23 protein-coding genes and 1 pseudogene are annotated in these 24,054 nt (G+C 58.3%); 10 read left to right on the top strand and 14 right to left on the bottom strand.

Annotation, left to right across the window (positions count from 1 at the left end):
* Positions 1-697: pseudogene (locus tag ACP15P_RS22400) on the top strand (MobQ family relaxase); the annotation flags it as partial.
* Here ACP15P_RS22400 and ACP15P_RS22395 read toward each other — a convergent pair.
* Positions 687-1,025, bottom strand: coding sequence for a hypothetical protein (locus tag ACP15P_RS22395; RefSeq protein WP_424930677.1), 339 nt, complete (start codon positions 1,023-1,025; stop codon positions 687-689). The pseudogene ACP15P_RS22400 and the gene ACP15P_RS22395 overlap by 11 nt on opposite strands.
* Positions 1,026-1,515: 490 nt before the next feature.
* On the opposite strand from ACP15P_RS22395, the gene ACP15P_RS22390 reads away from it, so the two are divergent.
* Positions 1,516-2,400, top strand: coding sequence for an ArdC family protein (locus ACP15P_RS22390; RefSeq protein WP_424930676.1), 885 nt, complete (start codon positions 1,516-1,518; stop codon positions 2,398-2,400).
* Positions 2,401-2,841: 441 nt separating this feature from the next.
* Here ACP15P_RS22390 and ACP15P_RS22385 read toward each other — a convergent pair whose 3' ends face one another.
* From ACP15P_RS22385 to ACP15P_RS22365, 5 genes are read right to left on the bottom strand one after another with little or no spacing between them, the layout of a single operon-like run.
* Positions 2,842-3,774, bottom strand: coding sequence for a glucokinase (locus tag ACP15P_RS22385; protein WP_424930678.1), 933 nt, complete (start codon positions 3,772-3,774; stop codon positions 2,842-2,844).
* Between the two features lie 3 nt (positions 3,775-3,777).
* Positions 3,778-4,875, bottom strand: coding sequence for an ABC transporter ATP-binding protein (locus tag ACP15P_RS22380; protein WP_424930675.1), 1,098 nt, complete (start codon positions 4,873-4,875; stop codon positions 3,778-3,780).
* A gap of 4 nt (positions 4,876-4,879) precedes the next feature.
* Positions 4,880-5,773 carry a carbohydrate ABC transporter permease gene (locus ACP15P_RS22375; protein WP_424930674.1) on the bottom strand — a complete coding sequence of 298 codons (894 nt, stop codon included), beginning with the start codon at positions 5,771-5,773 and terminating at the stop codon, positions 4,880-4,882.
* The gene (locus ACP15P_RS22370; RefSeq protein ID WP_424930673.1) at positions 5,766-6,638 is read right to left on the bottom strand and encodes a carbohydrate ABC transporter permease; all 873 of its coding nucleotides are present in this window, start codon (positions 6,636-6,638) and stop codon (positions 5,766-5,768) included. The genes ACP15P_RS22375 and ACP15P_RS22370 overlap by 8 nt, the downstream gene beginning before the upstream one ends.
* Before the next feature lie 60 nt (positions 6,639-6,698).
* Positions 6,699-7,943, bottom strand: coding sequence for an ABC transporter substrate-binding protein (locus ACP15P_RS22365; protein ID WP_424930672.1), 1,245 nt, complete (start codon positions 7,941-7,943; stop codon positions 6,699-6,701).
* Between the two features lie 220 nt (positions 7,944-8,163).
* On the opposite strand from ACP15P_RS22365, the gene ACP15P_RS22360 reads away from it, so the two are divergent.
* Positions 8,164-8,904 carry a response regulator transcription factor gene (locus ACP15P_RS22360; RefSeq protein ID WP_424930671.1) on the top strand — a complete coding sequence of 247 codons (741 nt, stop codon included), beginning with the start codon at positions 8,164-8,166 and terminating at the stop codon, positions 8,902-8,904.
* Positions 8,901-10,349: a sensor histidine kinase gene (locus ACP15P_RS22355; RefSeq protein WP_424930670.1), complete on the top strand. Its 1,449-nt coding sequence runs from the start codon at positions 8,901-8,903 to the stop codon at positions 10,347-10,349. The genes ACP15P_RS22360 and ACP15P_RS22355 overlap by 4 nt, the downstream gene beginning before the upstream one ends.
* Before the next feature lie 220 nt (positions 10,350-10,569).
* Here ACP15P_RS22355 and ACP15P_RS22350 read toward each other — a convergent pair whose 3' ends face one another.
* The gene (locus tag ACP15P_RS22350) at positions 10,570-10,986 is read right to left on the bottom strand and encodes a MerR family transcriptional regulator (protein ID WP_424930669.1); all 417 of its coding nucleotides are present in this window, start codon (positions 10,984-10,986) and stop codon (positions 10,570-10,572) included.
* A 70-nt stretch (positions 10,987-11,056) separates the two neighbouring features.
* Here ACP15P_RS22350 and ACP15P_RS22345 point away from each other — a divergent pair, with 70 nt between their 5' ends.
* The 5 genes from ACP15P_RS22345 to ACP15P_RS22325 all read left to right on the top strand — a co-directional run bounded on the left by ACP15P_RS22345 (position 11,057) and on the right by ACP15P_RS22325 (position 15,608).
* Positions 11,057-11,827, top strand: coding sequence for a transglutaminase-like domain-containing protein (locus ACP15P_RS22345; RefSeq protein WP_424930668.1), 771 nt, complete (start codon positions 11,057-11,059; stop codon positions 11,825-11,827).
* Complete coding sequence (locus ACP15P_RS22340) at positions 11,827-12,462, top strand: cation efflux transmembrane domain-containing protein (protein ID WP_424930667.1); 636 nt, start codon at positions 11,827-11,829, stop codon at positions 12,460-12,462. The genes ACP15P_RS22345 and ACP15P_RS22340 overlap by 1 nt, the downstream gene beginning before the upstream one ends.
* 144 nt (positions 12,463-12,606) lie before the next feature.
* Positions 12,607-13,146, top strand: coding sequence for a recombinase family protein (locus ACP15P_RS22335; RefSeq protein ID WP_424930666.1), 540 nt, complete (start codon positions 12,607-12,609; stop codon positions 13,144-13,146).
* Positions 13,147-13,308: 162 nt separating this feature from the next.
* Positions 13,309-14,526 carry a hypothetical protein gene (locus ACP15P_RS22330; RefSeq protein WP_424930665.1) on the top strand — a complete coding sequence of 406 codons (1,218 nt, stop codon included), beginning with the start codon at positions 13,309-13,311 and terminating at the stop codon, positions 14,524-14,526.
* 2 nt (positions 14,527-14,528) lie between these two features.
* On the top strand, positions 14,529-15,608 hold the full coding sequence (locus tag ACP15P_RS22325) for a hypothetical protein (protein ID WP_424930664.1): 1,080 nt from the start codon (positions 14,529-14,531) through the stop codon (positions 15,606-15,608).
* A 6-nt stretch (positions 15,609-15,614) separates the two neighbouring features.
* Here ACP15P_RS22325 and ACP15P_RS22320 read toward each other — a convergent pair whose 3' ends face one another.
* From ACP15P_RS22320 to ACP15P_RS22290, 7 genes are all read right to left on the bottom strand, one after another.
* Positions 15,615-16,475, bottom strand: coding sequence for a hypothetical protein (locus ACP15P_RS22320; RefSeq protein ID WP_152467662.1), 861 nt, complete (start codon positions 16,473-16,475; stop codon positions 15,615-15,617).
* Positions 16,472-17,629, bottom strand: coding sequence for a DNA cytosine methyltransferase (locus ACP15P_RS22315; RefSeq protein WP_424930663.1), 1,158 nt, complete (start codon positions 17,627-17,629; stop codon positions 16,472-16,474). The genes ACP15P_RS22320 and ACP15P_RS22315 overlap by 4 nt, the downstream gene beginning before the upstream one ends.
* Before the next feature lie 368 nt (positions 17,630-17,997).
* Positions 17,998-18,666, bottom strand: coding sequence for a ParA family protein (locus ACP15P_RS22310; protein ID WP_050686606.1), 669 nt, complete (start codon positions 18,664-18,666; stop codon positions 17,998-18,000).
* A 111-nt stretch (positions 18,667-18,777) separates the two neighbouring features.
* The gene (locus ACP15P_RS22305; protein ID WP_076625755.1) at positions 18,778-19,812 is read right to left on the bottom strand and encodes a replication initiator protein A; all 1,035 of its coding nucleotides are present in this window, start codon (positions 19,810-19,812) and stop codon (positions 18,778-18,780) included.
* Between the two features lie 225 nt (positions 19,813-20,037).
* A complete protein-coding gene (locus ACP15P_RS22300) occupies positions 20,038-20,589 on the bottom strand; it encodes a hypothetical protein (protein WP_424930662.1) in 552 nt (183 codons plus the stop codon).
* 17 nt (positions 20,590-20,606) lie between these two features.
* Positions 20,607-22,277: a type IV secretory system conjugative DNA transfer family protein gene (locus ACP15P_RS22295; protein ID WP_424930661.1), complete on the bottom strand. Its 1,671-nt coding sequence runs from the start codon at positions 22,275-22,277 to the stop codon at positions 20,607-20,609.
* A complete protein-coding gene (locus ACP15P_RS22290) occupies positions 22,277-22,555 on the bottom strand; it encodes a hypothetical protein (protein WP_043754815.1) in 279 nt (92 codons plus the stop codon). Before ACP15P_RS22290 ends, ACP15P_RS22295 begins: the two co-directional genes overlap by 1 nt.
* A gap of 779 nt (positions 22,556-23,334) precedes the next feature.
* On the opposite strand from ACP15P_RS22290, the gene mobQ reads away from it, so the two are divergent.
* The coding region (mobQ, locus tag ACP15P_RS22285; protein ID WP_424930660.1) for a MobQ family relaxase at positions 23,335-24,054 on the top strand (720 nt) is incomplete at its 3' end.

Here is a 24,054-nt window from a genome sequence, read left to right as displayed (position 1 = left end):
TGAAGCGCAGCGGGAGGCTGCGCTGGAGCGGGGCGATCAGCTCTCAGCCGAAGAGCTGGACCGCGACCCGGAGCTGAAGCTGGGGCCAGCGGCCAATTCCATGGAGCGGCGGGCGAAAGCAATGGCTGAGCGCCAGGGACGAGAATACAAACCCGTCACCGAGCGCGGCGCTGTCGTCCATGCCGCCCGCCAAGCTCGCGCTGCTTTCCGTGAAATGCGCGAGCGCCTGGATATTGCGCGGGAGACTTATGGAGCCGAGCGTGAGGCCGGGCAGGGCCGCGTCTCTGCCGGTCTGGCAGCACTCAGGGCTGCGACCGCGAAAGATCGCGACCGCGACCGAAACCCGGAGGATTTCCGGGAGCGTCTGGCGCGTGTCGTGGACAGGTCACGGGACCATGACGACACGCCCAAGCCGGAAGGCCGCAATTACGCGCGGGAGCGACTGAAAGAGATCATGGAGAAAGACGCGGGCCGCGACGGTCAGGCGGCGGTTCACAAGCTTGATGGTCACAGCGAGTATGATCTGGGCGAGGACGCCGGGCGCGAGGCGCGCAAGCCATCCGTCAACGAGCGTCTGAAGGACGTGCTGAACAAGCCACGAGAGCGGCTGGAGATCGAGGACGAGCGCGAACAGGAGAAGGATCAGGAGGTCGAGAAGGAGCGCGACATCGACCGCGATCCGGGCCTCAGTCACTGATGAGGCGATGAGAGGTCGTTTCCCCGTTCTTCATGGGAATGCTCGCCTGAGAGAAGCCGACACCGACCAGAAAGGAAATCACGCCGGTGGCCGTCTTGAATTCGCGAACCTTGATTGCATTCTGCGTCACGCGCGTCCTGGCTGTGACAAGGATTTTTTCCTGCCTGTCTTTTCCGACAGTCCGCATGATCCATAGACCGTACCAGCTTGGACCCTTACGTTCAGGATCGGCTTTGCACAGCACTTCGACCGTGTGGCCCTCCTCGGCAAGCGCCCGAAGGCCTTGTTCGGTGGTCACGTTTAGTTCGATTTCAGCCGTCTGGTTCATAGCGCATATCAACAGAAACAATGATGATATTCTTCTGCCCGAATCTAACCAAGGCATCAATCGTATATTATCGGGCAGGGAGTGGCTCGATAGAGTTCAGTGATCCCGGCAGTGTGCCGGTCTCGCTTTGAGCGATAGACAGGGCAGGGGATCGACGGGCTGACGCCCGCTCACTCCAACCCTGACGGTTCCCAAATCCTGTTGTTCCGCCTGCCATCCCGGCAGGTCCGAGAAAACCGGCAAGCGCCGCCGGTGGCGTCGGTTCCGGTCGAGAATTCCGGTTCCTCCCACGCGCAAGGCGCGCGGTTCCCTCCCAAATTCACGCCCTCCACCCGGTTGTCACGGCCCCGCCGGGCCGCAGGACGGGCTTTGCCCTTACCTGCTCTGCCGTCCGGAATGCATGGGCATTCCAGACAACAGAGAAGGAAGGCCCGCCCATCGGCGGAAAGGGGAAGAGACCCGGCCCGCGTCACTCGAAGGAGGGTCACAAATGACCGCAGAGAAGTTTGACGTTTACACCCATGTCACCAATCAGATCGTCGCGCAGATCGAGGCGGGGACGCCGCCCTGGCGCAAGCCGTGGACCGGTGGCGGAGCCGGGGTTAGCCTGCCGGAACGGTTCAACGGAGAGGCATATCGGGGCATCAACATCCTGATGCTTTGGGCGACGGCGATGGCCAAGGATTACAGCTCAGCCCGCTGGATGACGTTCAATCAGGCCAAACAGCTTGGCGGACACGTCCGCAAGGGCGAGAAATCCGCCACGGTCGTGAAATACGGCACGGTCGAGCGCGAGGACGAGAACGGCGAGGAACGCCAGATCCCCTATGCCAAGGCCTACCGCGTGTTCAACGCCGATCAGATCGGGGGCTTGCCCGCCGAGTTCTACATCCTGCCCGATCCGCCCCGTGATCTTGGCACCGTGGCCGATCCCGAGCTGGAGGCATTCTTTGTCGCGACCGGCGCGCAGATCGACGTGACCGAGGAGCCGCGCGCCTATTACAACATCAAGACTGACCGGATTCACATGCCGCCGATTGGCACGTTCTATCGGGCGGCTGGGTATTTTGGCACCTTGGCCCATGAGACAATCCACTGGACTGGCGCGACAAAGCGGCTGGACCGCTTGGGCCGGTTCAACGACCGCAAGGCTTATGCCTTCGAGGAGCTTGTCGCCGAGATTGGCAATTGCATGTTGTGTGCGCAGATCGGGGTGGAGCCTGAATTCGATCAGAGCGCGGCCTATGTCGAAGGATGGCTTGAAGCGATGAAAGAAGACAGCCGTGCGATTTTCCGTGCAGCGTCCGAGGCGCAGAAGGCCGTGGATTACATTATGGAGCGCACCGCGCAGGTCGACCGGATGGCCGCCGAGTAGCAGCCCGCAACGTCGAAATGATCGAGGCCTCCGTCAGCAGGCGGGGGCCTTTTGCGTTCTGGTATGATCTTGGCCGAGGGTGGTTTCAGGGTGACCTGTCGGTGGGCAACCTGAAGGCCACCCGCCGCCAGGCCCGGCGCTTCGCGCAGACGGGCATTGAATGCCTTGAAACTGTGTATCCTGCGGTGCGGAGAAGGTCCGGAGAGAGCCCTCTCTGTAAATTCGATTTTTTTGCTGCGCGCGCTCGCAGAGAAGATTTCGCTGCAGGAGCATAGTCAGATTTGCTGCCCTGCGGCGGAAAAACCGGACCTTCAGAAGCCGCGCATCGCAGTTGACCTTGCCAGTTCACCGGACGCGGATTCTGCGGCTTCTATGCCCAACTACACATTGCCGGCACCGTGCGCTTCGCCGAAGTTCGGCAGAGCTATAGTTCCACCTCGCCTAAGCCGGGTGAGCGAGCACTTCAATCGACGCGCATCCGGTCAGCGCTGCGGCGTCGTCGTCAATGAGCCACACCGGCGGTGAAATCTGGATGCAGGTGTTTTCTCGCATGGCGGCCTCGCTGCAAAGGTGTGAGCGTTCCCCCGTCAGCGAACTGCGCGCAACACCGCCTGCCAGGAAAATCCCGCTTGTGGGAAGATATGCGATCTTCAGCTCGGCCAATAACATGCCGATGAGGGTCGCGTAATAGTCCAGAGCCGCATCGAATGGCGCATTTTCTGTTTTGCCGTGATTGGCAATGTAAGGCGTTGCGCTCTCGACGGTTTCGCCGGTTAGGAGCGAAAGAAAGTTCCGGCGCCCGCGCCCCGAAAACAGGGCTTCGACGGTGGGGAAATTTTGCGCAAGCCCCGGCTTCAATCGGTCAAGTTCCGCCTCGATTGATGCATAGAGTGAGGTATGCCCGGCTTCGACCGCAGGGCACAGGATGTGGCCCACTGCCTCGACCGTTGGGCTAACGTTGAATCCTGTGCCGATCCCGACCACCAGCGCCTGGCGTTGGAGCGACCCGTGCACCGGATTTTCCACGACCGGAACAAGCTGGTGGGGCGTCAGTTTCAGGGCTGCATGACCCAGGGCGGTCAGGTCGTTGATCACCCGCACGGCGATCCCGCCAAACCGTTGAGACAGCGTTTGCCCGTCAATGACCCAATCAAGGTTTGTCAGGCGACCGCAATTACCGGCGACCGGCCCCGCCATGGCGACAATCAGTTCTCCGATTTGTGCCACTTCGTGAAACAGAAACTCCGAGATCACATCCTCGAAACCGTCAAACCCGGCATTTCGAAAGCTTCGCGCCCCCTCGGGCGTGGTCGAGCCTGGGGGGACGAATGCGATCCTTGTATTCGTCCCCCCGATATCCGCAACCAGCCGCATCATTTAGTTCAGGCGCTGACCGGTTTCGGGTGCAAAATACGAAACCTTACCCAGATCAAAGGCCAGTTGCTGCATCTGACCAGGCTTTGCCGAGGTTTCGGCATGAAGCCGCGCCGTGACATGCTTGCCACCCAACTGCATGACAACGAAAGTGTCGGCGCCTGCTGGTTCGACGATGTCGACCATGCATTCGGCCTGTTGTGCGTCCTGGTTTGCGCGGAAATCAGGTTCGGCGATGTCCTCGGGGCGGACGCCCAGGATCACGTCTTCCGGCAGGTCGCGGTTGTTCGTGTCTGTCAGGATGATCGGCGCGCCGACTTTCCGGGCAATCTCGATCTTGGTTCCCTCGCCGTTCTGCATGGCTTTTGCGGGAATGAGGTTCATCGCCGGGTTCCCCATGAAATCGGCCACGAAGAGGTTGGCAGGGCGTCTATAGATTTCAGCGGGGCTGCCGATCTGCTGGATTACGCCGCCCTTCATGACGACGATCTTGGTCGCAAGGGTCATCGCCTCGATCTGATCGTGGGTGACATAGACGATCGAGGCATCGAGACGCTGGTGCAACTCCTTGATTTCGGTGCGCATCTCGACACGCAGTTTGGCGTCGAGGTTCGACAAGGGTTCGTCGAACAAGAACAGTTTCGGGTCGCGTACCAGAGCCCGGCCCATGGCGACACGCTGGCGCTGCCCGCCCGACAATTGGCCGGGTTTGCGCGACAGAAGCTGCTCGATCTGCAATTGCCGGGCGACCTCTTGCAGCTTCGCCTCCTGCGTCGCCGGATCGACGCCGCGCACCTTCATGCCGAAGGTGATGTTCTTGGCGACACTCATCGTCGGGTAGAGCGCATAGGACTGAAACACCATGGCGATGTCGCGGTCCTTGGGGCTGACATCGGTCATGTTGCGCCCGCCGATGCTGAGCGTGCCGCCCGAAATCGGCTCCAGTCCTGCGATGCAGTTCAGCAGCGTGGACTTGCCGCAACCGGAGGGGCCAACCAGCACCAGAAAATCGCCGGGATCTATCGAAACGTTGATATCTTTCAGGATTTCGACCGGGCCGTAGTTCTTGTAGAGGTTCTTGATGTCAAGAATGGGAGCCATGGATTTATCCTTTCACGGAACCGGCGGTCAGGCCGCGGATGAAGTATTTGCCGGCAACGATGTAGACAAGAAGCGTGGGCAGGGCAGCGATGATCGCGGTGGCCATATCCACATTGTATTCCTTCACGCCGGTCGTCGAATTGACGATGTTGTTGAGTGCAACGGTGATCGGTTGTGTTCCTGCCTGACTGAACGAGACGCCGAACAGGAAGTCGTTCCAGATCTGAGTGAATTGCCAGATCACCGAGACAACGATGATGGGCAGGCTGAGGGGCAGCATGATCGACCAGAAGATGCGGAAGAACCCCGCTCCATCGACCTTTGCGGCCTTGGTCAGTTCTGAGGGGATCGAGACGTAGTAGTTGCGGAAGAACAGCGTCGTGAACCCAAGCCCATAGATGACGTGGACGAAGATCAGGCCGGGAATGGTTCCTGCAATTCCCATCAGGCCAAGCACCCGCGCCATGGGCAGAAGGACAACCTGAAACGGAATGAAGCAACCAAAGAGAAGGGCCGCAAAGAATAGGTTCGAGCCGCGAAACCGCCAATGAGCAACCACGTAACCGTTCAACGCACCAACGAGTGTTGACAACAGAACGGCGGGCACCGCGATCAGAACCGAATTCCAGAAGAACGGGCGGACCCCTTCACATTGGATGCCAGTGCAAGCCTCGGACCATGCGGTTTTCCAAGCGTCGAAAGTCACCTCGCGCGGCAGGGAAATCAAATCGCCCGTGCGAATTTCCTCAAGGCTCTTGAGTGATGTAGTAACCATCACGAAGAGCGGCATCAGGTAGTAAATGGCAAAGAGGCCAAGGATGGTGTAGAGCAGCCAGCGCAGGGCAATCTTGCCCAACCTGCTGGTGCTGCGGGCGGCGGGAATGGCAGTATCAGTCATTTTTCGCCCTCAGTTCAGAGTAGAGATAGGGAACGACGATGGTGAAAACGACTGCCATCATGATCATGGCAGAGCTTGCCGCTTGACCGATGTCACCGCGTGAGAACGCCATGGCGTACATGTAGGTGGCAGGCAGATCGGAAGAGAAGCCGGGACCACCGCCGGTGAGCGCAATGACGAGGTCAAAGCTCTTAATCGCCAGGTGCGACAGGACGATGAAAGCAGACAGGAAAATCGGCGCCATCGACGGGATGATGATCGCCGTATAGACGCGCCACGTCGGAATACCGTCGACCTGCGCCGCGCGAATGATTTCAGTATCAACTGAGCGCAGTCCAGCGAGGAACAGCGCCATGACAAAGCCCGAGCTTTGCCAGATTGCTGCGATCACGATAGTGTAGATCGCCATGTTTGGGTTCACGAGCCAATCGAAACTGAAGTTTTCGAACCCCCACCCCCGGACCATGGCTTCAACCCCCAAGCCGGGATTGAGAATCCACTTCCAGGCGGTGCCGGTCACGATCATCGAAAGCGCCATGGGATAGAGATAAATTGTGCGGATGGCGCCTTCGGTGCGGATGTTCTGATCGAGAAGGATCGCCAGTAGCAGCCCCAGGATCATCGAAATCACGATGAAAAGTGTGCCAAATATGAACAGGTTGTTCATGGCCACGTCCCAGCGGGGGGCATCGAAAAGCCGTTGGTACTGAATGAATCCGTCTATCTCGTACTTCGGCAAGAGCCGGGACCGGGTGAGCGACACCCAAGCCGTCCAAGCGATGAAACCGTAGACAAAGACAAGGATCACGATGAACGACGGCGCCAGAACGAATTTTGGCAGGTGGTCTTCAAGCCATTTGGTCATGGGGTGCTCCGAGTAGGATCGCCCGCGCCGACACGGCGCGGGCACTTGTTGCCGTCAGCGTCAGAGGCTGTTTGCGATGGCCGCAGCAAGCTGCTCGACCGCCTCTTGGGACGACATTTCGGAGTTGAAGTGCGCCGTCACGACGTCGGTGATAGCGCCAGACTGTGCGCCGCGCAGGGCCATGCCGTGGGCATAGCTGGGCAGCAAAGAGCCGTTCTCGCTAGAGGCCGCCATGTCTTCAGCCGACAGGATCGCACAGCTGTCGAAAGCGTCGAGAGACACATCGGTGCGTGCCGGGATCGACCCCTTGTTCAGGTTGAACACTTCCTGGAAGGACGGACCGACGATCAGCTCAGCTAGGAGCGCCTGACCAGCTTGCCTGTCCTCACCGTCAACGGCGAACATGGCGAAGCTGTCCACGTTATAAAGGAAGCCGTCACCCGGGGTGGAGGCGCAAAGGAAATCTTCGCCCGGCACCAAGCCCGCGGCAAGGAATTCGCCCTTGGCCCAGTCGCCCATGATCTGGAAGGCGGCTTCGCCGTTCATCACCATCGCTGTGGCAAGGTTCCAGTCGCGACCCGGGAAGTTCGGGTCGACAAACCCGCGCATCACCCGCATCTGATCGAACACGGCGACCATCTCATCAGAGGTCAGTGTCTCTTGGTCCAGTTCCACAAACGCCTTGTGAAACCCTTCCGGCCCGAGAATACCGAGAGCGACCGCTTCGAAGACGGTTGCGTCTTGCCAGGCCTGGCCGCCATGGGCCAATGGGATGATACCCGAAGCCTGAAGTGCTTCGGCGGCGGCGTTGAATTCTTCCCACGAAGTCGGCATCTCGATGCCGTTGGCTTCCAGGACATCAGCATTTGCCCAGATCCAGTCAACACGGTGTACGTTCACCGGTGCGGCGCACCAGGTGCCATCACACTGCATATGACCCGCAATGGATGCAGGCAGAACATCGGCCCAACCCTGCTCCTCTGCAACGGCAGAAATGTCGGCCAGAACGCCCTCTTCATACCACTCCTGAATGGCGGGGCCCTTCAGCTGCACGGCGGTAGGCGCATTGCCCGAAAGCACCCGTGCGCGCAGCGCGCTCATAGCGGCATCGCCGCCACCGCCGGCAACCGGCATGTCGGTCCATGTCCCGCCGTTATCCGCAAACTCTTGCTGCAGAACGGCAACCGACCTTGCTTCACCGCCGGATGTCCACCAGTGCAGGACTTCAGCTTGGGGTTCAGCCACCGCAACGCTGGCCGACATAAGGGCGACTGTGGACACAGCGCCTAATACATAGTTTTTCATTTGGGTTCCTCCCGTAACGACTTTCAGGCTGGTCTTTGGTCCGGCCCTTGTGACGTAATTTAGGCTCATCTTTCATGAGCCATGCAATCATTGCAGAGCAGGTTTTCCCGTCGCTTGCACAAAAATCAGTCGAATTGTTACAGGCTGTTACCTGGGCATTGATTCTGTTGCACAGTGTTACATACGGACAAAAACAGCGCTGGTCGCACGGAGAATCATTTTGACGATACCAAGATTGCTTGTTGTCGACGACGACGCCGAGCTTCGACAGATGCTGACCATGTTCCTGCAGCAAAACGGCTGTATCGCACTGCCCGCCGGCAACGAAGCCGAAATTCGCAAACACCTGGCGTCCGGCCGGATAGACCTGATCCTGTTAGACGTCATGCTGGGCGATGAAAGCGGTGTCGAAATCTGCGCCCGACTACGCGAGGAACAATCGGTGCCAATCATCATGGTCTCGGCGCTATCCGCAGACAGCGACCGGATGGCAGGCTATGCCGTAGGAGCGGATGACTATATTGCAAAGCCTTTCAACACTGATTTGCTGCTGGCGCGTATACGGGCGGTGCTGGCGCGAGCGCGGCGCACTTCGTCGCTTGCACACCGGCGCCAAAAGGCAACCTTTCGTTTCGCAGGCTGGTACTACGATTCAAAGCGAGACGAAGTGATATCGCCCGAAGGTTATCAGGTTTCGCTTTCGCGCCGCGAGACGATGCTCTTGCGAGCGCTGCTGGCCAACGCCCGCATCCCTCTGACGCGACAAGAAATCTCGGTCGCCCTGGACGTGACAGGCGAGGGCGAGAAGGCCTCGGATGCCGAGGGCCGCGCCATCGACGTTCTTGTCGGACGACTTCGAGCCAAGATCGAGAAAGATCCCAAAGCCCCCGAAATGCTGCGCACCGAGCGCGGCGTTGGATATGTATTTGCAGTCGATGTCGTCGCGGAGGATGGCCAATGACCAACCTCAGAAGTCTGCGGGTTGGAGGCGTTATTCTTGTAATCTCAGCATTTCTCCTTGGGCTGGTTGCCTCTGGGATTTGGTTGACGTCAAATGCCCGTTGGTCGGCCCATCTGGTTAATGCGAAATTCGCCGGTGCTGTGTTGTACGACAGCCTGCAATCGGGCGGTGAACCACCTTTAGGGATAGATATCCGCGGGCTTGATCCTGCGGCCCGGACACTTGCCGAGCAAGGGCAATTCGAAGCGATTCCCGGGGTGCCAAAACCAGCGCTTGTCACAAATTTCTCAATCCGGCCAAGCTTTGAAGGCGCGCGGTCCGCCAATCCCTTGGCGATTGCAATTATCTCTTCCGATCTGCGTTATCCGCTTGCCGATGTCTCAACGCGGTTGGACCAAACCCCCGCAGAAACCCTTGGCGCGCTCACCATGCTTTTGGCCACCTATTGTAGCGATCCGGTCCTGATCGCCAAACAAGGCGAGGCTCCCTGGGTCAGGATTACAGGCGAAACTGTTTGGAACTGTTCCGCTGCCCCGAAAGACCTGAGGCTCCCGGCAGCGGGCCTCGTGTCTATTGCTGTCGGAATTCTCGTGACGCTAGTCCTGAACAGTTCGGCCCAGTTCCAAGGGTTCGCCCAGATGCTGCGCGACCGGAACCGAATTGGCGGGCCTCAGTCCTATGAGACAGACGGTTTGCTCGAACTCAAAGAAATTGTGACTTCAGTTAACAACTATCTGGCGGTCGAGCGCGACAGGTTGGCCGAGAGGGTCGCCGTGCTGTCTGGTGTCAGTCACGATCTGGGCACCCCAGCCACCCGACTGAAACTTCGTACCGCCTTGATCCCCGACGAGAAGCTTCGGACAAAGCTGGAATCTGATATTGATGCGATGACTGGCATCATCGAAAGCGTTCTTACCTACACCCGTGCCGAACTCGACGCCGAAGAACCGCGCCGCGTCTCGCTGACTTCACTCATCGAGGCCATTGTGGCAGACTATCAGGACGTGGGCAGCCCGGTTGAATTTCTGACCGGCGAAAGGGTTATTGTGGAAGGTGGTCAATCGCTTTTCATGTCGCGCCGGGGCAAGGGCACGCTGCCGCCAGACGACAAGGTGATTGTTACTGTGCGGCCGATCGCGCTAGGCCGTGCCCTGTCAAATCTGATCGACAACGCGTTGAAATATGGACGCCGCGCCAAAATCGGGATGGAAAAGGACGCCGATAACGTTGTCATCACCGTGGAAGACGAAGGCGGCAATACCACCACTCAGGACATAGAAAACCTGATGGCCCCATTCAAACGCGGCAGCAACACCAAGATGATTGGTGGTCATGGCTTGGGGCTGACGATCGTGTCGACCATCGCCAGCGTGCATGGTGGGACGTTGACATTCGAGCCCGGCGGGAAGGGATTGCTGGCCAAGATCACAATAAATCGGCAGTAGTCGTACTGCCGCATTCGGTCGGCGAAGGCGCAATTCTAAGAGTGTCTGCTTTTGTGCAAAATTTATTCTCGCCTCAATCGCCCATGCTGCAAATGCGAGAGGATGCTGCGTCAGCAATAGCCGCATGTGCACAAGTCCGGTTTGTCCGCTGAGCGGGCCTAGCTGGACCGGCGAATGCGGTCGTTATCGCCGGTGACAAAAACGTATGACTTTTGGGTGCCTAGTGGTCTTCATGGCAGAGTCCGTGGTCGGCAAGTGAGGCCAGCACGTAGCAGTCACCTGTCACGCCCTCACCATCGCAGCCCTTCGAAATCCGGACCAGCTCTTTCTCCAGAGCACGGAGCCGTTTGATCTTCCCCCGAACCTCAGAAAGCTGAGAAATCGCGATATCGTTTGCTGCCTGGCATGAGCGGTCGGGGTGATCCTGCAGTTCAATCAGGCCCGCAATCGCTTCTATCGAGAAGCCGAGGTCGCGGGCATGCTTGATGAAGCTCAAGCGCTCAAGGCCCGCAGCATCGTACCGGCGCTGATTGCCTTCCGTTCGTTCCGGGGCGTCCAGCAGACCTGTCTCCTCATAATAGCGGATCGTCGGCACTTTGACGCTCGTGCGACGCGACAGCTCTCCAATTGAGAACATGAAATTACCTCTTGAACCTCTAGTCACTAGAGATCGTATATGAGACGGGCCAGCAAAACTAGAGTGAACCATGTCCCGGAAATACCTCGCAGAAACCCCCATGCTCGATTACCGATCAGGCGCGGTCCAAGCGCTGATCAAGAAGCAAAAATGGTCGTCACTCGAACATGCGGCCCGCGCTGGCGCGGCTTATGACTTCGTCCGCAACGAAGTTCTGTTCGGCTACAACAGCGACGACGCGCTGCCTGCGTCCCGCGTGCTGGCCGACGGATACGGCCAGTGCAATACGAAAGGCACGCTGTTGATGGCGATACTCAGGGCGCTGGACATCCCCTGTCGCTTCCACGGCTTTACCATCGACAAAGGCTTGCAGCGTGGCGTTGTCCCGGAACTGGTCTACCCGCTCGCGCCCCGAAACATCATCCATTCCTGGATCGAAGTCCTGCTCGATGGAGCGTGGATCAACCTCGAAGGCTTTATCCTCGATCAGGGCGTTCTGAGCGCGCTTCAGGAGCGCTTCCCGGACCGCACCTCGCTCTGTGCCTATGGCGCGGGGACAGACTGTCTCCAGGCTCCGCCTGTCGCCTGGACAGGCGAGAACACCTACATCCAGAAGACCGGAATCAACCACGACTTCGGCGTCTTCGATAGCCCGGATGAGTTCTACGCGAACCATCGGCAGCTCTCTGGTCTTCGGGGGCTCTTCTATCGCCTTGTTGTCCGGCACTGGATGAATCGACGCGTTGCACGCATCAGGCAAGGTCATGTGCCAGCAATCCCCGGCGGGGACTGCAACCTGCTTCCGGTGCAAACATCTACTATTCTGAAGGAGGGTGTCTGATGTCAGGGTGCTGCGGGCACGATGCCAAGTTCGATGGCGTATCGGACGACTACAAGCGACGGCTCTGGATCGTCATCGCGCTGAACGCCACCATGTTCGCGGTCGAGATGACGGCGGGCCAGGTCGCCCAGTCGCAGGCGCTGAAGGCTGACGCACTGGATTTCCTGGGTGATGCCCTGACCTATGGCATCTCGCTTGCCGTAATCGGTGCCTCGATCCGCGCGCGGACCAATGCGGCCCTCGCGAAGGGTATCAGCCTGCTTCTCATGGGGCTTTGGGTCCTGGGCTCCACCATCTACCGCGTCTTCTATGTCGGCGTACCGGAAGCCGAGATCATGGGCATGATCGGAGCTCTCGCTCTGGCGACCAACCTTGCAAGCGTCCTCCTGTTGGTCAGCTACAAGGATGGTGATGCCAACGTGCGCTCCGTCTGGCTCTGCTCGCGCAACGATGCCATCGGCAACGTGGCGGTGATGATCGCGGCCTTCGGCGTATGGGGCACGGCTACAGGGTGGCCGGACCTGATCGTCGCGGCCATCATGGCCAGCCTGTTCCTATCCTCGGCCTTCCAGATCGTGCGCCAGGCGCTCGCGGAACGCCGTGAGGTCGATGAACATCAACATGCGGCGTCGTGACAAAAACCTGTTGCCAGAACCTATACGCCTAAAACGGTCGTTTTTGGCCGGGTGCCCTACCCTACCCAGGATCAACCGCTTAGCTTGGACAAAAACCCTCGGCAAAACCTTTGCGGTTTTGGCAGGTTTTTGTCACAGTGAGGCATGATCATTGGATATGCCCGCGTCAGCACGGACGACCAGAGCCTGGATTCACAGACGGACGCCCTTTCGGTAGCCGGTGCCGAGAAGGTTTTCGCAGACAAGATCAGCGGATCGAGGCGCACCCGCCCGGAAATGGACAGAATGCTAGAGCAGCTCCGCGACGGCGATGTTGTGACCGTCACGAAGTATGACCGCCTTGCTCGGTCTCTGAAGGACCTCTTGGAGATCGTAGAGGCGATCCGTGCGCGCGGTGCCGGCTTCCGGTCTCTGGCCGAGGACATCGACACCACGACGCCGGCGGGCCGTCTCGTGTTCCATGTTTTCGCTTCTATTGCTCAGTTTGAGCGCGAGCGGATTTCAGAGCGGACCAGAGAAGGGCTAGTTTCAGCCCGCAATCGAGGTCGGGTCGGCGGCAGGCCCCCTGCCCTGTCAGCAGTTCAGAAGAAGGAAGTCAGGCGCATGCGAGATGAAGAGCAGCGTGCCATTGCCGAGATCGCACGGTTGTTCAAAGTTAGCGAGCGGACAGTGCGGCGCGCGTGAGAGGTCTGAAAGTAATCGGAGACAAAAAACGAAACAGGTGTGAGAGCGTTAGCCGATGTGGCGGCGCTTCCGCCACGAAATCAAATGATGCAGAAGACGGGCACAACCAAAGGTGATAGCTTCCGTTTATGCCAGTGAACGCTGATTGAGAGTCAACAAATAATGACGACATCTATTGACCACACACTTCTGCATGACCAACGGGTCAACTGCACTTCCATTATGACGGCGATGACCGTCGGCGATTACATTGAGCTGGTGGATTCCGCCTATCAGAAGCGCGGCGGTTTGGCTCATCAACGGGATGCACTCAAGACTACGACTGCTCGAAGAATTCGTTCTCGGATGGTCGATGATATCGTCAAAGGGGCAGTTTTGCCGCCGGTTGTTGTCGGCGTCGTCGCTAACAATGACTTCATCACGTCTATCCAGGAAAATTCGACTGCCGACACGGTTGCGGCAGTCAGTAGTGATTATTCTGAGGCTCTTTCAATTATTGACGGTATGCAGCGTACGACTGCGCTACTGGAAGCTTTGGACCGAGAGCGCGACAGCGTCGAGGGGCGCCCTATGCGGGTCGAGTTCTGGATCGCTGATACAACGGAAAGCCTCATATACAGAATGCTGGTTCTTAACACAGGACAAGTGCCTTGGAACCTAAGCCGCCAGCTTCAAGTCGTCTATGCGCCCTTGATCGAGGAGATGAAAGACCTGGTCAAATTTGAGCGTGTGCTGGACACAAACGCAGGCGAAAGGAGGTCAAAAGCCGGAGAGTATGCTCCAGATAATTTGGTCGAGCTTTACATCGCCTTTGGCCTTCGAAAGACCGACATTGATACTCAAGAGACATTGGCAGACGAGTTTTCGCGGCTTGATATGACCGAGGCGCTCTCTTCGCACCAGTACCGGGACTTTTTCTATCCGGTTGTTCAAATGATGGTCGATCTGGACAAGGCCTTCTCTAGGTTTGATGCAGACATCGAAGCTGCCATCGCGGCTCAGGTAGATGACACTGCCCAGAAATTGAAAAAGGGACGTAGTATCTTCGATAGCAAACCGGCGCGGATTGGTTTTGTTGTTGCTGCAGCAACAACAATTCTTGGCCGTGTTGGCATGGAGCAAGATGACGATCCAGATGCAACGAATGCAAAGTTGGCAGAAATTCAGAGCAATCTTAAGACGCTGATTGACAAGCTAGACGGCTACGGAAGCGATGAACTTCAAACGTTCCTAAAGCTGGATGTTCTTTCTGAGCGCCTATACGGACAGAAGCGGTCCGCAGTTGGTCGCTACGAAAGAGCGTTTTTCGACTCTGCCTTCAAAGTCCTGTTTGAAGAGGACTTTAAGGTTCCAAGTATGGAGCCATGTTGGCGGGCCTAGGCATGGCCAATCGTTCCCGAATCCAGATGAGCCAACAGATTTTTGCGCGTTTGATCGCGCATGCGAGTGATAGCGGCGTCCCAATACCCGGTGCCGACCAAGCGAGATGGATACGCAGGCTGAGTGGCGCCGACGCTTCACTGATGGCTGAGGCCGACGTCTTGGGCTATCAGCAGATCACCAGACAGATCAGGGCAATCCACTTTGAGCATGACGCTGTGCGCTATTTTGCTGTCTTGGGGATCGGTGAGGCAGAAAGCCTTCCAGATGGATTGACGCCGACTGAACTCACTCCAGGCACTCTTGCCGTGGCACTAACGCAATCGGACATCCATCCGAGTGCAAGGGGCTTAGAAATTCTGGAAGCCATTGGCGACTTACATGGAGGAGTCGAAGGCTTCGACGGATACGAACTGGCGGCTATCACTAACCTTTTTCCAAGCATTGATATTTTTGAAGCGGACCAGAATTACGAGTACACCGCAAATGTGGTCCGCGTCCTTGGGGCGCTGACGGCACGGTCCTATGCCGATGGCCCAATAGCTCCCTCAGGCACGACGTTGAACAAGGTCGCTGACATTTTTCAATCAGGCTCAGAGCACGTACCGTTCGAAAATGTCCTGCAAGGCATGTTGTCGATTTCTTGGGGGGGCTTCTTTCTGGAACTCTATCGCGCGATCGAGCAGCTCTATGCGGTTCCGAGGCTCGCCGCCCTTGTCGAGGCGTGGCCTACCACCCTGCCCTACCGCAGCATAGCTGACTTGTTGGAGAGCCACCTTGCTTGGCGCCCAAAAGAAGACGATGCGCTAGCCAAAATTATTGGAGAATGTGACGACACGATAGTCGCCCCACTGAGAGAAAGCTTCTCAGGTCATCGGGATGGCGATCAGGAGATTACCGCAGAAAAAATCGCGGCAGACATATACAAAGTCCGAAACGGCTTGGTCCATTTCCGCGCAGCTTTAGGAACAGTTCAGCGCACCGATGAAGAGTGGGACGATATGATTTCGGCAATGCTCGATCTCGTCAAAGACGTTTACCGGCGCCATGGTGCCCGCTTCAACTTGGAGCCAGAAGCGTAGTCAATCCTAAGAGCGACGGATGGGGGTAGGCTTTGACTCTCTGCGGATACTACCATCCCTGACAATCTTTGTTGTTCTTACCAAATCGACCCCATTCATGGCCGCTTCGAAATGGACTTTGTTCAGTTCGTTTTCATCGCCCCCAAAACAACGATGCATGGCATCAAGAATACCAACGTCATTGATGTTTTGCGGACGTGGGGCCGGATTGTTCCGAGGGCTCGGGATCGTGCCAGGAAAGAGATAGATACATGGCGGCGGTAGCCTATATGGACCCACTTCAGTAATGCGGTCTTCTCTACCAGCGATTTTGGGGCAGACGCGTGCTGCGGTTCCGCACAGCCAGTCCCAGACGACCAAGCCGTCCACCCGCTTTTCCTCGGCAATGATATCTGCAGAGAAGCGAGTGTGGATGCCAGACCAGACGTTGTGTCGAGGATCGGCACCCTTGTTTTGGCAGACGCTCCACACGATGAACTCATTTGCATGAGGAGGTCGGGCAGAGATGTTTGTGTTGTTCCCGTCTAGGCAGCCCTTCAGCTCGATAGCCGCAATTTTTCCATCGTTCAGCGTAACCGAGTAGTCATGCCTATTGGAGCCACCGGCTTCGATCCATTCTTGAATGAAACCACCATCCTGCATGTGATTGAGGATGTGCTTCACGAAGGTCTTTTTTTCCCCCATGGACGCGGAGATTTGACCTCGGACTCGCTGGATTGAACCTTCAAATATCCCGCTATCGTAGAAGTCTTGCTCGGTCATCCCAAAGGGATCGAGACGATGCGCTTGTGTCTTCAAGACCTCTGAAAATTGCTCGATGCGCTCTGTAAGCTGAGGGTCTTTCTGACACGGTATCTCGTCGTTCATGTTGCCTTCGCTGTGGGTGCCTTTGTTGGTGGCCTTGAGGCGCGCGCGCCCTTAACTACCGGTTCCAAAATGTGTTTTGCAATGTATCGCACAACTGGAACAGCAACACCATCACCAGTCAAATGATAGGCTTCGTTGTATGCCTGTGGCAGCTCGTAGCTGTCGGGTAAACCCATCAAGCGGGCCGTCTCGCGTGTGGAGATCAGCCGTGAACGGATACGCTCGCCATCCACCACAAGAATGAGTTGGCGAGACGATCCGCCTGCGGGTGTTCTTAGGCACCCCGCAACGTCATCAAAGCGCACTTCTGCGCGTTGAACCTTGATGCCGTGGTGATAGCGCGTGCGTTTGTAGACACCACCAACCATAACCACACCAGCAGCCTTAGCCGTTTCAACTTTGGCCAGGTTCACATCACTCATCATGGACAATAGTGCCCGCGTTTCGGCAACCGTATGCCATTTGACTGATGCAGGCTTCGCCTCAATTACATCGGCGAAACGCATCTCGCGCTTCGGTGGCTTTGGCATCCGCCACCATAGCCAGGACTTCTTTAGATGTTCCGGGAGTTGGCTGTGCGCCTTCTTCAATGCAGCCGTGTGCCACGGTGCCGTTGGCTCCGGACTGGTCTTCAATGGTTCAACGCTCTTTTCGATAGCAATCACAAATAGCCGTGGCCGGGATTGCGGGACAAAATGTGAAGCGTCGGCGATAAACGCGCCATACCGATAGCCCAGGTTGTCCAGTGCTTCGCAGATAGCGGTGAAATCCGCACCCTTATGTGAGGTCAGAGTTCCGACAACATTCTCGACCGCAATCACGGTTGGCGCGCGCCCTGCCCTCTTCAATTCTTCGAGCTGTGCAATGAAAGGCCAGAAGGTTCCTGAGCGGTCGCCGCGTAGCCCTGCCCCACCACCCGCTAGAGAAAGGTCCTGGCAGGGGAATGAACCCCACACGAGGTCAGCGTGTCCGGGAAGATCCTCGAGACCAATGTTGCGGATGTCGTCCACGATCATCTCGCCATCGCCCCAGTTCTTCTTGTAAGTTACGCCCTTCTTCCGGTCGAAGTCGTTGGCGAACTCGCACTTCCAGTCTCCTCCAAGTCCGGCTCGCGCCATACCTCCGCCAGCAAAAAATTCGTAGAATTTAAACATTAGCTTCCCTGCATTGCTGACGGGACAAGTCCGTATTTTCTCATTTTGTTCTCGTCTAGCACATGATCTCTTTCGAGGCTATGAATCTGTTTAAAGCACTGATATTTCAGTGCTTATCCTTGTATATAGACCACATCTCTTCAATTAGCTGACCTTGCGTGATTCCGAGACGCTCAGCTTCCGCAGCGATTTCCTGTCCCACCGTGGGGAAAACCTTTGGATGCAACTGATGGGTCCGAGGGCTAGGCTTGCGTCCAGGCTTCTTACGTGGCGTCCGGTCGAGAAACCCCCTCGCCTCTCCTACTTCGTCCACGCGCCGGACTTCTTCAACGGTCGTCCCTTTGGGACGGGCTTTCAGCCCCGCAAGTCTATTTGAGCCGCTCATAAACCGCCTCCGTGAATGCCTGAGCGTTTGCCAACGCTTTATCTACCTTGCCGCCTGTGACCATCTCCGGGTCATTCATCATCGCTGTCAGATCGCCCCCATAGGCGAACAGTTCCGAGAACGCTGCGCGCGCGACCAGGGACGGCTCGATCACGTCGATCCCTGCCCCACTGAGCTGTTCTTCCAACTCCTTCTGGACACGGCTTTTGACGGCTGCGCTGGTCTTGGTCAGCACCACAGCATGACGGATTGACCGTCCAAGCGCTTCTTCCTCTTCGCGAACCAACGCCAACGCTTCGGACCCGATCTCCGCGTCTAGCGCTGTTGGCTGCATCGGAACAATCACCAAATCCGCTTGGGAGATGGCGCGACTGACGAGCTGAGAGGCAACCCCTTCGAGGTCCACAATGACGATCTTGCCGTCACCATCCGCGCTCCGGATGGTCGGAACGATCTCTGAGCGGCCAACATCGCTCTTCAAGGTCACACCGGAAGGTGCGCCATGAGACGCCCACCGGGTAAGAGACTTGTTCGGGTCACAGTCAAGCACCGTGACATCCGCGCCCATGCGGGCGAACTCAGACGCCAGAAGAACGGCGCATGTCGATTTTCCAACCCCACCTTTGGGGCTTGCCATAACGATGACGGGCATTGCTCGATCCTGCCACTTAGTTGTTACCAGTTTTATATCCCATACCGGAAATAAATCCAACACCAGAAATTAATTCGTTACCGGATTTATTTCTGTTACCGGTTTTCAATCTCAGGGCCTACCTCGCTTCTCAAACCACTTTCGGCAAAATCCAATGAAAGCGCGGTCAGCGTTGCGGGGCGGCTCAACACACCAGTCGCGCCACTCTCGTTCCAGAAAACGAACGTCCCAACCCGGCGCTGCATGGCGCGCTTCTTCGTAGGTGTCGGACTGCAGTGGTGGAATACTGCCTTCAACAAGCTGGGCAGGGGACATCGTGCCGCGATTGGTGAACACCACCATGTCGGCTTCATCTTCAAAGGTAACGTGGTAATCCGGCAAATGGTCGTGCTCTGCGAGCTGCCGGATCATCTGCCGAAAGCGCTTCTGTGGGCTTTGCGACCCAGTCTTAAGCAGCAACTTAGCCAGCGTGATGCGCCAGGTTTTCTGCTGCCCACAATGCTTCCGGGCGATCTCATACACCCGTCTTTCAATCGGCTTGCGCAGGCGGAAGTAGTCCCGGTGGAGAGTCAGTACCTCTTCGTTCCGGATTGCGTTGAAAACCCAATCTGACAGCTTCACTTCACACCACAAGAGACGCCCGTCCAAACCGTGCTTTCGGCGGATCGAAGAAGCATCGATCAGGCCAAATCCATCGACTTGCTCTTCATCGCCAGTGACAATGTTTGTCCTGATCCGCGTCCCTTCAAGGCGATCAAGGGCATCGAGCAGGGACTGGTATTCCCGGCCACTTGTACCCCGATTTGTGAAGATCAGCAGCTCTCTGGAGTTAATCCGGACACGGGGCGAAACAGCTTCGCCTTCCTTCAGCTTCGCCATGATTTGGCTGATACAGTAGATCAGAATGTCCTTGTCGTAGATCGTCGCCAAGCCCTTCACACTCGGCGTAATCTGTAGCCACTTATCGCCATTCTCATAGCGCTTGATCGTCGTCTCAGGCTTCTTTGAGAGGGAATAAAACGGGTGCTCCATGTGTTGCATCACGTCCTTCAGGACAGCGTCAGCCACATCACAGATGAACAGATCATGCTGCGGATGGCGATCCGGCAGGAGCGGGGCGAGGGCATTCGTGTTATCAGTTACCATGAGTCGACATTCGTGGTTTTAGTTACCGCAGTCAAGATTCGTGTTATCAGTTACCAAAAGCAGGATTTCAGTTACCGAGATTCGTGTTTTCAGTTACCAAGTCTCAGAGAAATCTCTTATCTTTCAAAACGCTACACCAGTTCTGAAGACGCGTAACACAGATTCTAACACATATATAACACCCAGCTTATCAGCCAGACCTGGCAGCCATCAGCACTTCACCGATCACCGCTGATAGAACACGCAGGCATCAACCCCCGTGGTTGTCGTGGTCCAGGACGCTCCGAGGACAGCGCACATGGAAACGTTGCTGGCTAAGAAACGAGGAAGCGTCACTGTCAGCACGAGAGCCAGAACGACAGCACCCAGACCGAACCATGGAAGACGGCTTTTGAAACGATCCAGCTTCTGTTCCCGTTCCCAGAGCTGGCGCATGGTGTCCGACCTGGCCTCCTCAGCTTTCTTGAGAACCTCCTGGGTATGGTTCGACGCCCGCAGCAAATCACCAGCCATCTGGCCAACGCGGGTTAGGGTGTCACCGATCTTGCCGTCGATGGTTGCCCCGACAATCTCGCCATAGTGTTCCGGGTCCGTCTGCTTTTGAGCTGCGAAGGCGGCAGAGCGGGCCTCCGTCGCTGTCTTGTTCACGCGGTCGAGCACCCGTGTCTGATCATCCACGCGATCCGAGATGCTGGCGACCGCCGTGGCGAGAAGATCGAGAGTTTCGCGCAGATCATCGTCCGAAAGCGGGGCAGGGGAGGCGGGCGTGTCAGACATGGCGGATTGCTTTCAGGTTATCGGGCTTCAGGTGTGAACAGCCCGGCAAATTCAGGATCGGCGTAGTAGCGCAGTTTTTGCGCGATGGCGGTGGCCTGCCCCTGGACGCGCAAGAGCTGACGATCCGGTGGAAGCTGCATGATTTCATCGGGGGTCAGCAGATCGCGGCCTGTGAGGTTGTTCGAGAAGCTGGGACCATCACCGGGCTTGAAGCTGTCGGTCTGGAACCCGGCAGTTTCCTGGCCGATCATCTGGCTCAGCCACTTGGCCGTCTCAAAATCATTCACCCCGAAGACCTGTTGCACCCCGGCATTGGCAATGAAGGTGCCCGCGCGTTCACCGTAGAGGTCTTTGAGCTGGCTCATGTCCTGCAGGATCGGCCAGAGCTGAAGCCCGTAGCCTGCCATCAGCCCCATGGCGCGTTCTACGGCCTCCAGACGGCCCAGAGCGGCGAATTCATCGAGGAGGAAGAGGGCTGGGGCCTTGAGGTGCTCAGAACGCCCCTCTGACGCGCCCTGAGGCCGTTCAGCGTCTCGTGCGATGTCCTGGAGGGCCTGAGAGACCAGGAGACGCAGCCAGCGGCTGTAGGCGTCCATCCGGTTGGGCGGTAGCACGAGAAAGACGGATGTGATCCGGTGGCGCAGATCGGAGAAGGCGAAGTCCGAGCGCGCCAGGCACTTCGCGATCCGGGGGCTGTCCAGAAAATGCGTATGGCGTTGCGCGTTCGACAGCACGGAAGCCGCTTCCCGATCCGCCTTGCCGAGGAAGCGGTTGGCGGCACGGGCGATCAGCCCGCCTGCCTCGTCGCTGTCCTGCATCAGCTCCAACAGCGCCCGGAGTTTTTCCGGGGGCAGGGTGAGATATTCCCGGACGGTCGCGAGCGACCGCCGGTCGCGATCCTCGTGGCAGACGCAGAACATGATCAGCCCGCCGAGGATGGCTTTGGCTTCTTCGTTCCAGTGCGCTTCCGTTACCTGGCCTGGCGGGTCCATGACCAGCGCCTCTGTCAGGGAGGCCGCATCCTCGCCGAGATCGAGACTGTCGGGGGTCAGCCGGTCGAGCGGATTGTAGCAAGCGGAGGGGTGCCCACTGACTTCAAACGGATCGAGGATGTGAACTGTCCCGAAGCGCCGCCGGGCTTCCCCGGCGATCCGGGCATTCTCGCCTTTGGGGTCGATGACCAGGACGGAGCGTTCCGCCGCCAGCAGGTTCGGGATCACGGTGCCGACACCTTTCCCGGCCCGCGTCGGGGCGAGGGTGATCAGGTGTGCCGGGCCGTCATAGCGCAAGAGCCGCCCGGTGTGCGGATTGCGCCCGATCAGCAGACCGCGATCTTTGTGCCCTTTGTCCCGCTCCAGCTTCTTCAGCTCTTTGCGGTTCGCAAACCGCGCGGAACCGTGGCTGTCGCCGGTCAGCCCGAAATACGCATCGGCACCGGAGGCCATGCGCCAGTACTGGAACCCGAAGACAGCACCCACAAACATGAAGGGACCGAAGACCAGCCACTGCCAGGCGCTTTCGCCCGGTGTCTGGTCGAAGAAGGCAAAGATGAACGGGGTGGCCACAAGCGTTCCGAGCATCGCTCCAAAGAGGACAGCGCCAATCATCCAGCCCAACAGGATGGGCGTGAAGATCAGCCGACCGAAGAAGCGGAACAGCCCACCGAAGACGAGCATCACGCTCCGCATCAGGACGCGTCCTCATCGGTAGGGGCAGGGGAGGGGGCGTCCCATTCCGCAAAGGCCTTGCGGTCCTGTTCACGGGAGAGGTTGCGGATCAGCCGGTCGAGCATGGCGGCAGCGCTGGAGTCCCGTTCCGCGAGGTCCATGAGCGCCCCGCCCAGGATCACCTTGCGCCTGGTATCCAGCTTGCGCTGTCTGGTGGCTTCCCGGTTCTTCAGCGCCTGAAGGCGGGCCTTGGCCTGGGCATAGCGTTTCTCGGCGCGTTCAAGCTCAGTCTCGGCCAATTCGGGAATCCACTTCAAAGAGGGCAGGTGTAAAGGTTAGGCTTGCAACAACTATCGGTAGCGCTTACCCGTAGGCCTGTAAAGGACAAGGGCGCACTTATGCAAACTCTCCACCTTCGGTTCCGAGATTTGCGTGCGATCTCCTTGAGGCAGGGCCTCAGCCGATGGCGAACTCCGTCCGACGCGATGCGCGCCGGAATGAAAGGCCCACCCGGCCTCTCAAACTCACCGAGGCCAACTTTGGCAGTTGGATCGCGTCCCGCAAGGTCGCACCAACGTCTCGCCCGATGCCCCACGGTGGGGGCCGGTCTGCCGCTGGTGTCTCCCTTGCGGGAGGTATCGCGCCCAGGAGCTGCCGCCCCCTCACGATACCGGGTTTGCCCCCGGCAAACCGCCAGTGATCTGTCCCCATATCTCGCCCCCCATGAGGCTGGGGATCTGGGGACAGGTCACTGGCAAGCCCGCGCCTCAGTGAGCCAAAGGCTCGCTTCGGGCGGGCTGTCTTTTCCCCTCCAGCCCCAGCGGTGCGAACGCGCACTGCGATTTGGGGCGCGGGCCTCCGGGGAAAAGACGGTTGCGCAAAGCTGCGGCGGTCTTGGATCACTGATCTCCAAAACCACCGTCTTACGCCCAACAGGGAGGACGAAGCCCTTTCCGAAGGGAACCGGAAGAGGTTGGGCTTCATCCCCACTCTGCACCAACACCTCAGCTCTTGTCACGAGCCAAGAGCTGGGCGTTCTGCCACAGCGGCAACTATTGCCTTTGAGAGAGGAGGGCGCATGGCGAGCTACCACCTCTCTGTGAAGACGATCAAACGCAGCGCCGGGCGCTCTGCCACGGCGGCAGCAGCCTACCGTGTCGGGGAGCGCATCGAGTGCCAGCGCGAAGGCCGCGTCCACGACTACACCCGCAAGCAGGGCATCGAGGAGACCTTCATCCTGACCCCGAAGGACGCCCCGGACTGGGCTACGGATCGGTCCCGCCTCTGGAACGAGGTCGAGGCCAGCGAGACCCGCCGCAACTCCGTCACCGCCCGCGAGTGGGAGCTGGCCCTGCCGTCCGAGATCAGTGCCGAGGCCCGCTCTCAGATCACCCGTGACTTCGCCCAGGAACTTGTCAGCCGCTACGGCGTGGCCGTCGATGTGGCGATCCATTCGCCGCACCGGGAAGGCGATCAGCGCAATCACCATGCCCATGTCCTGACCTCCACCCGCAAGCTGGAGGCCGAGGGTTTCACAGCCAAGACCCGCGTGCTCGATTCCGCGAAAACCGGCGGCGTCGAGATCGAGCAGATGCGCGGCCTCTGGGCCGATCTACAGAACCGCGCTCTGGAGCGGGCAGGCGAGGTGGAGCGCGTCGATCACCGGTCGCTTGAAGCGCAGCGGGAGGCTGCGCTGGAGCGGGGCGATCAGCTCTCAGCCGAAGAGCTGGACCGCGACCCGGAGCTGAAGCTGGGGCCAGCGGCCAATTCCATGGAGCGGCGGGCGAAAGCAATGGCT

It is taken from the genome of Amaricoccus tamworthensis, from assembly GCF_049800875.1.
In the GTDB taxonomy this organism is placed as follows: domain Bacteria; phylum Pseudomonadota; class Alphaproteobacteria; order Rhodobacterales; family Rhodobacteraceae; genus Amaricoccus; species Amaricoccus tamworthensis.
This window is presented reverse-complemented; position numbering and strand designations above follow the sequence as displayed.

Excerpts from the sequence above, each read along its gene's own strand:
- ACP15P_RS22325 (WP_424930664.1), top strand. The coding sequence starts at position 14,529 with ATGGCCAATCGTTCCCGAATCCAGATGAGCCAACAGATTTTTGCGCGT.
- ACP15P_RS22355 (WP_424930670.1), top strand. The coding sequence starts at position 8,901 with ATGACCAACCTCAGAAGTCTGCGGGTTGGAGGCGTTATTCTTGTAATC.
- ACP15P_RS22350 (WP_424930669.1), bottom strand. The coding sequence starts at position 10,986 with ATGTTCTCAATTGGAGAGCTGTCGCGTCGCACGAGCGTCAAAGTGCCG.
- ACP15P_RS22380 (WP_424930675.1), bottom strand. The coding sequence starts at position 4,875 with ATGGCTCCCATTCTTGACATCAAGAACCTCTACAAGAACTACGGCCCG.
- ACP15P_RS22335 (WP_424930666.1), top strand. The coding sequence starts at position 12,607 with ATGATCATTGGATATGCCCGCGTCAGCACGGACGACCAGAGCCTGGAT.
- ACP15P_RS22305 (WP_076625755.1), bottom strand. The coding sequence starts at position 19,812 with ATGGTAACTGATAACACGAATGCCCTCGCCCCGCTCCTGCCGGATCGC.
- ACP15P_RS22315 (WP_424930663.1), bottom strand. The coding sequence starts at position 17,629 with ATGTTTAAATTCTACGAATTTTTTGCTGGCGGAGGTATGGCGCGAGCC.
- ACP15P_RS22295 (WP_424930661.1), bottom strand. The coding sequence starts at position 22,277 with ATGCGGAGCGTGATGCTCGTCTTCGGTGGGCTGTTCCGCTTCTTCGGT.
- ACP15P_RS22340 (WP_424930667.1), top strand. The coding sequence starts at position 11,827 with ATGTCAGGGTGCTGCGGGCACGATGCCAAGTTCGATGGCGTATCGGAC.
- ACP15P_RS22345 (WP_424930668.1), top strand. The coding sequence starts at position 11,057 with ATGTCCCGGAAATACCTCGCAGAAACCCCCATGCTCGATTACCGATCA.
- ACP15P_RS22390 (WP_424930676.1), top strand. The coding sequence starts at position 1,516 with ATGACCGCAGAGAAGTTTGACGTTTACACCCATGTCACCAATCAGATC.
- ACP15P_RS22310 (WP_050686606.1), bottom strand. The coding sequence starts at position 18,666 with ATGCCCGTCATCGTTATGGCAAGCCCCAAAGGTGGGGTTGGAAAATCG.
- ACP15P_RS22395 (WP_424930677.1), bottom strand. The coding sequence starts at position 1,025 with ATGAACCAGACGGCTGAAATCGAACTAAACGTGACCACCGAACAAGGC.
- ACP15P_RS22375 (WP_424930674.1), bottom strand. The coding sequence starts at position 5,773 with ATGACTGATACTGCCATTCCCGCCGCCCGCAGCACCAGCAGGTTGGGC.
- ACP15P_RS22320 (WP_152467662.1), bottom strand. The coding sequence starts at position 16,475 with ATGAACGACGAGATACCGTGTCAGAAAGACCCTCAGCTTACAGAGCGC.
- ACP15P_RS22330 (WP_424930665.1), top strand. The coding sequence starts at position 13,309 with ATGACGACATCTATTGACCACACACTTCTGCATGACCAACGGGTCAAC.
- ACP15P_RS22385 (WP_424930678.1), bottom strand. The coding sequence starts at position 3,774 with ATGCGGCTGGTTGCGGATATCGGGGGGACGAATACAAGGATCGCATTC.
- ACP15P_RS22365 (WP_424930672.1), bottom strand. The coding sequence starts at position 7,943 with ATGAAAAACTATGTATTAGGCGCTGTGTCCACAGTCGCCCTTATGTCG.
- ACP15P_RS22370 (WP_424930673.1), bottom strand. The coding sequence starts at position 6,638 with ATGACCAAATGGCTTGAAGACCACCTGCCAAAATTCGTTCTGGCGCCG.
- ACP15P_RS22300 (WP_424930662.1), bottom strand. The coding sequence starts at position 20,589 with ATGTCTGACACGCCCGCCTCCCCTGCCCCGCTTTCGGACGATGATCTG.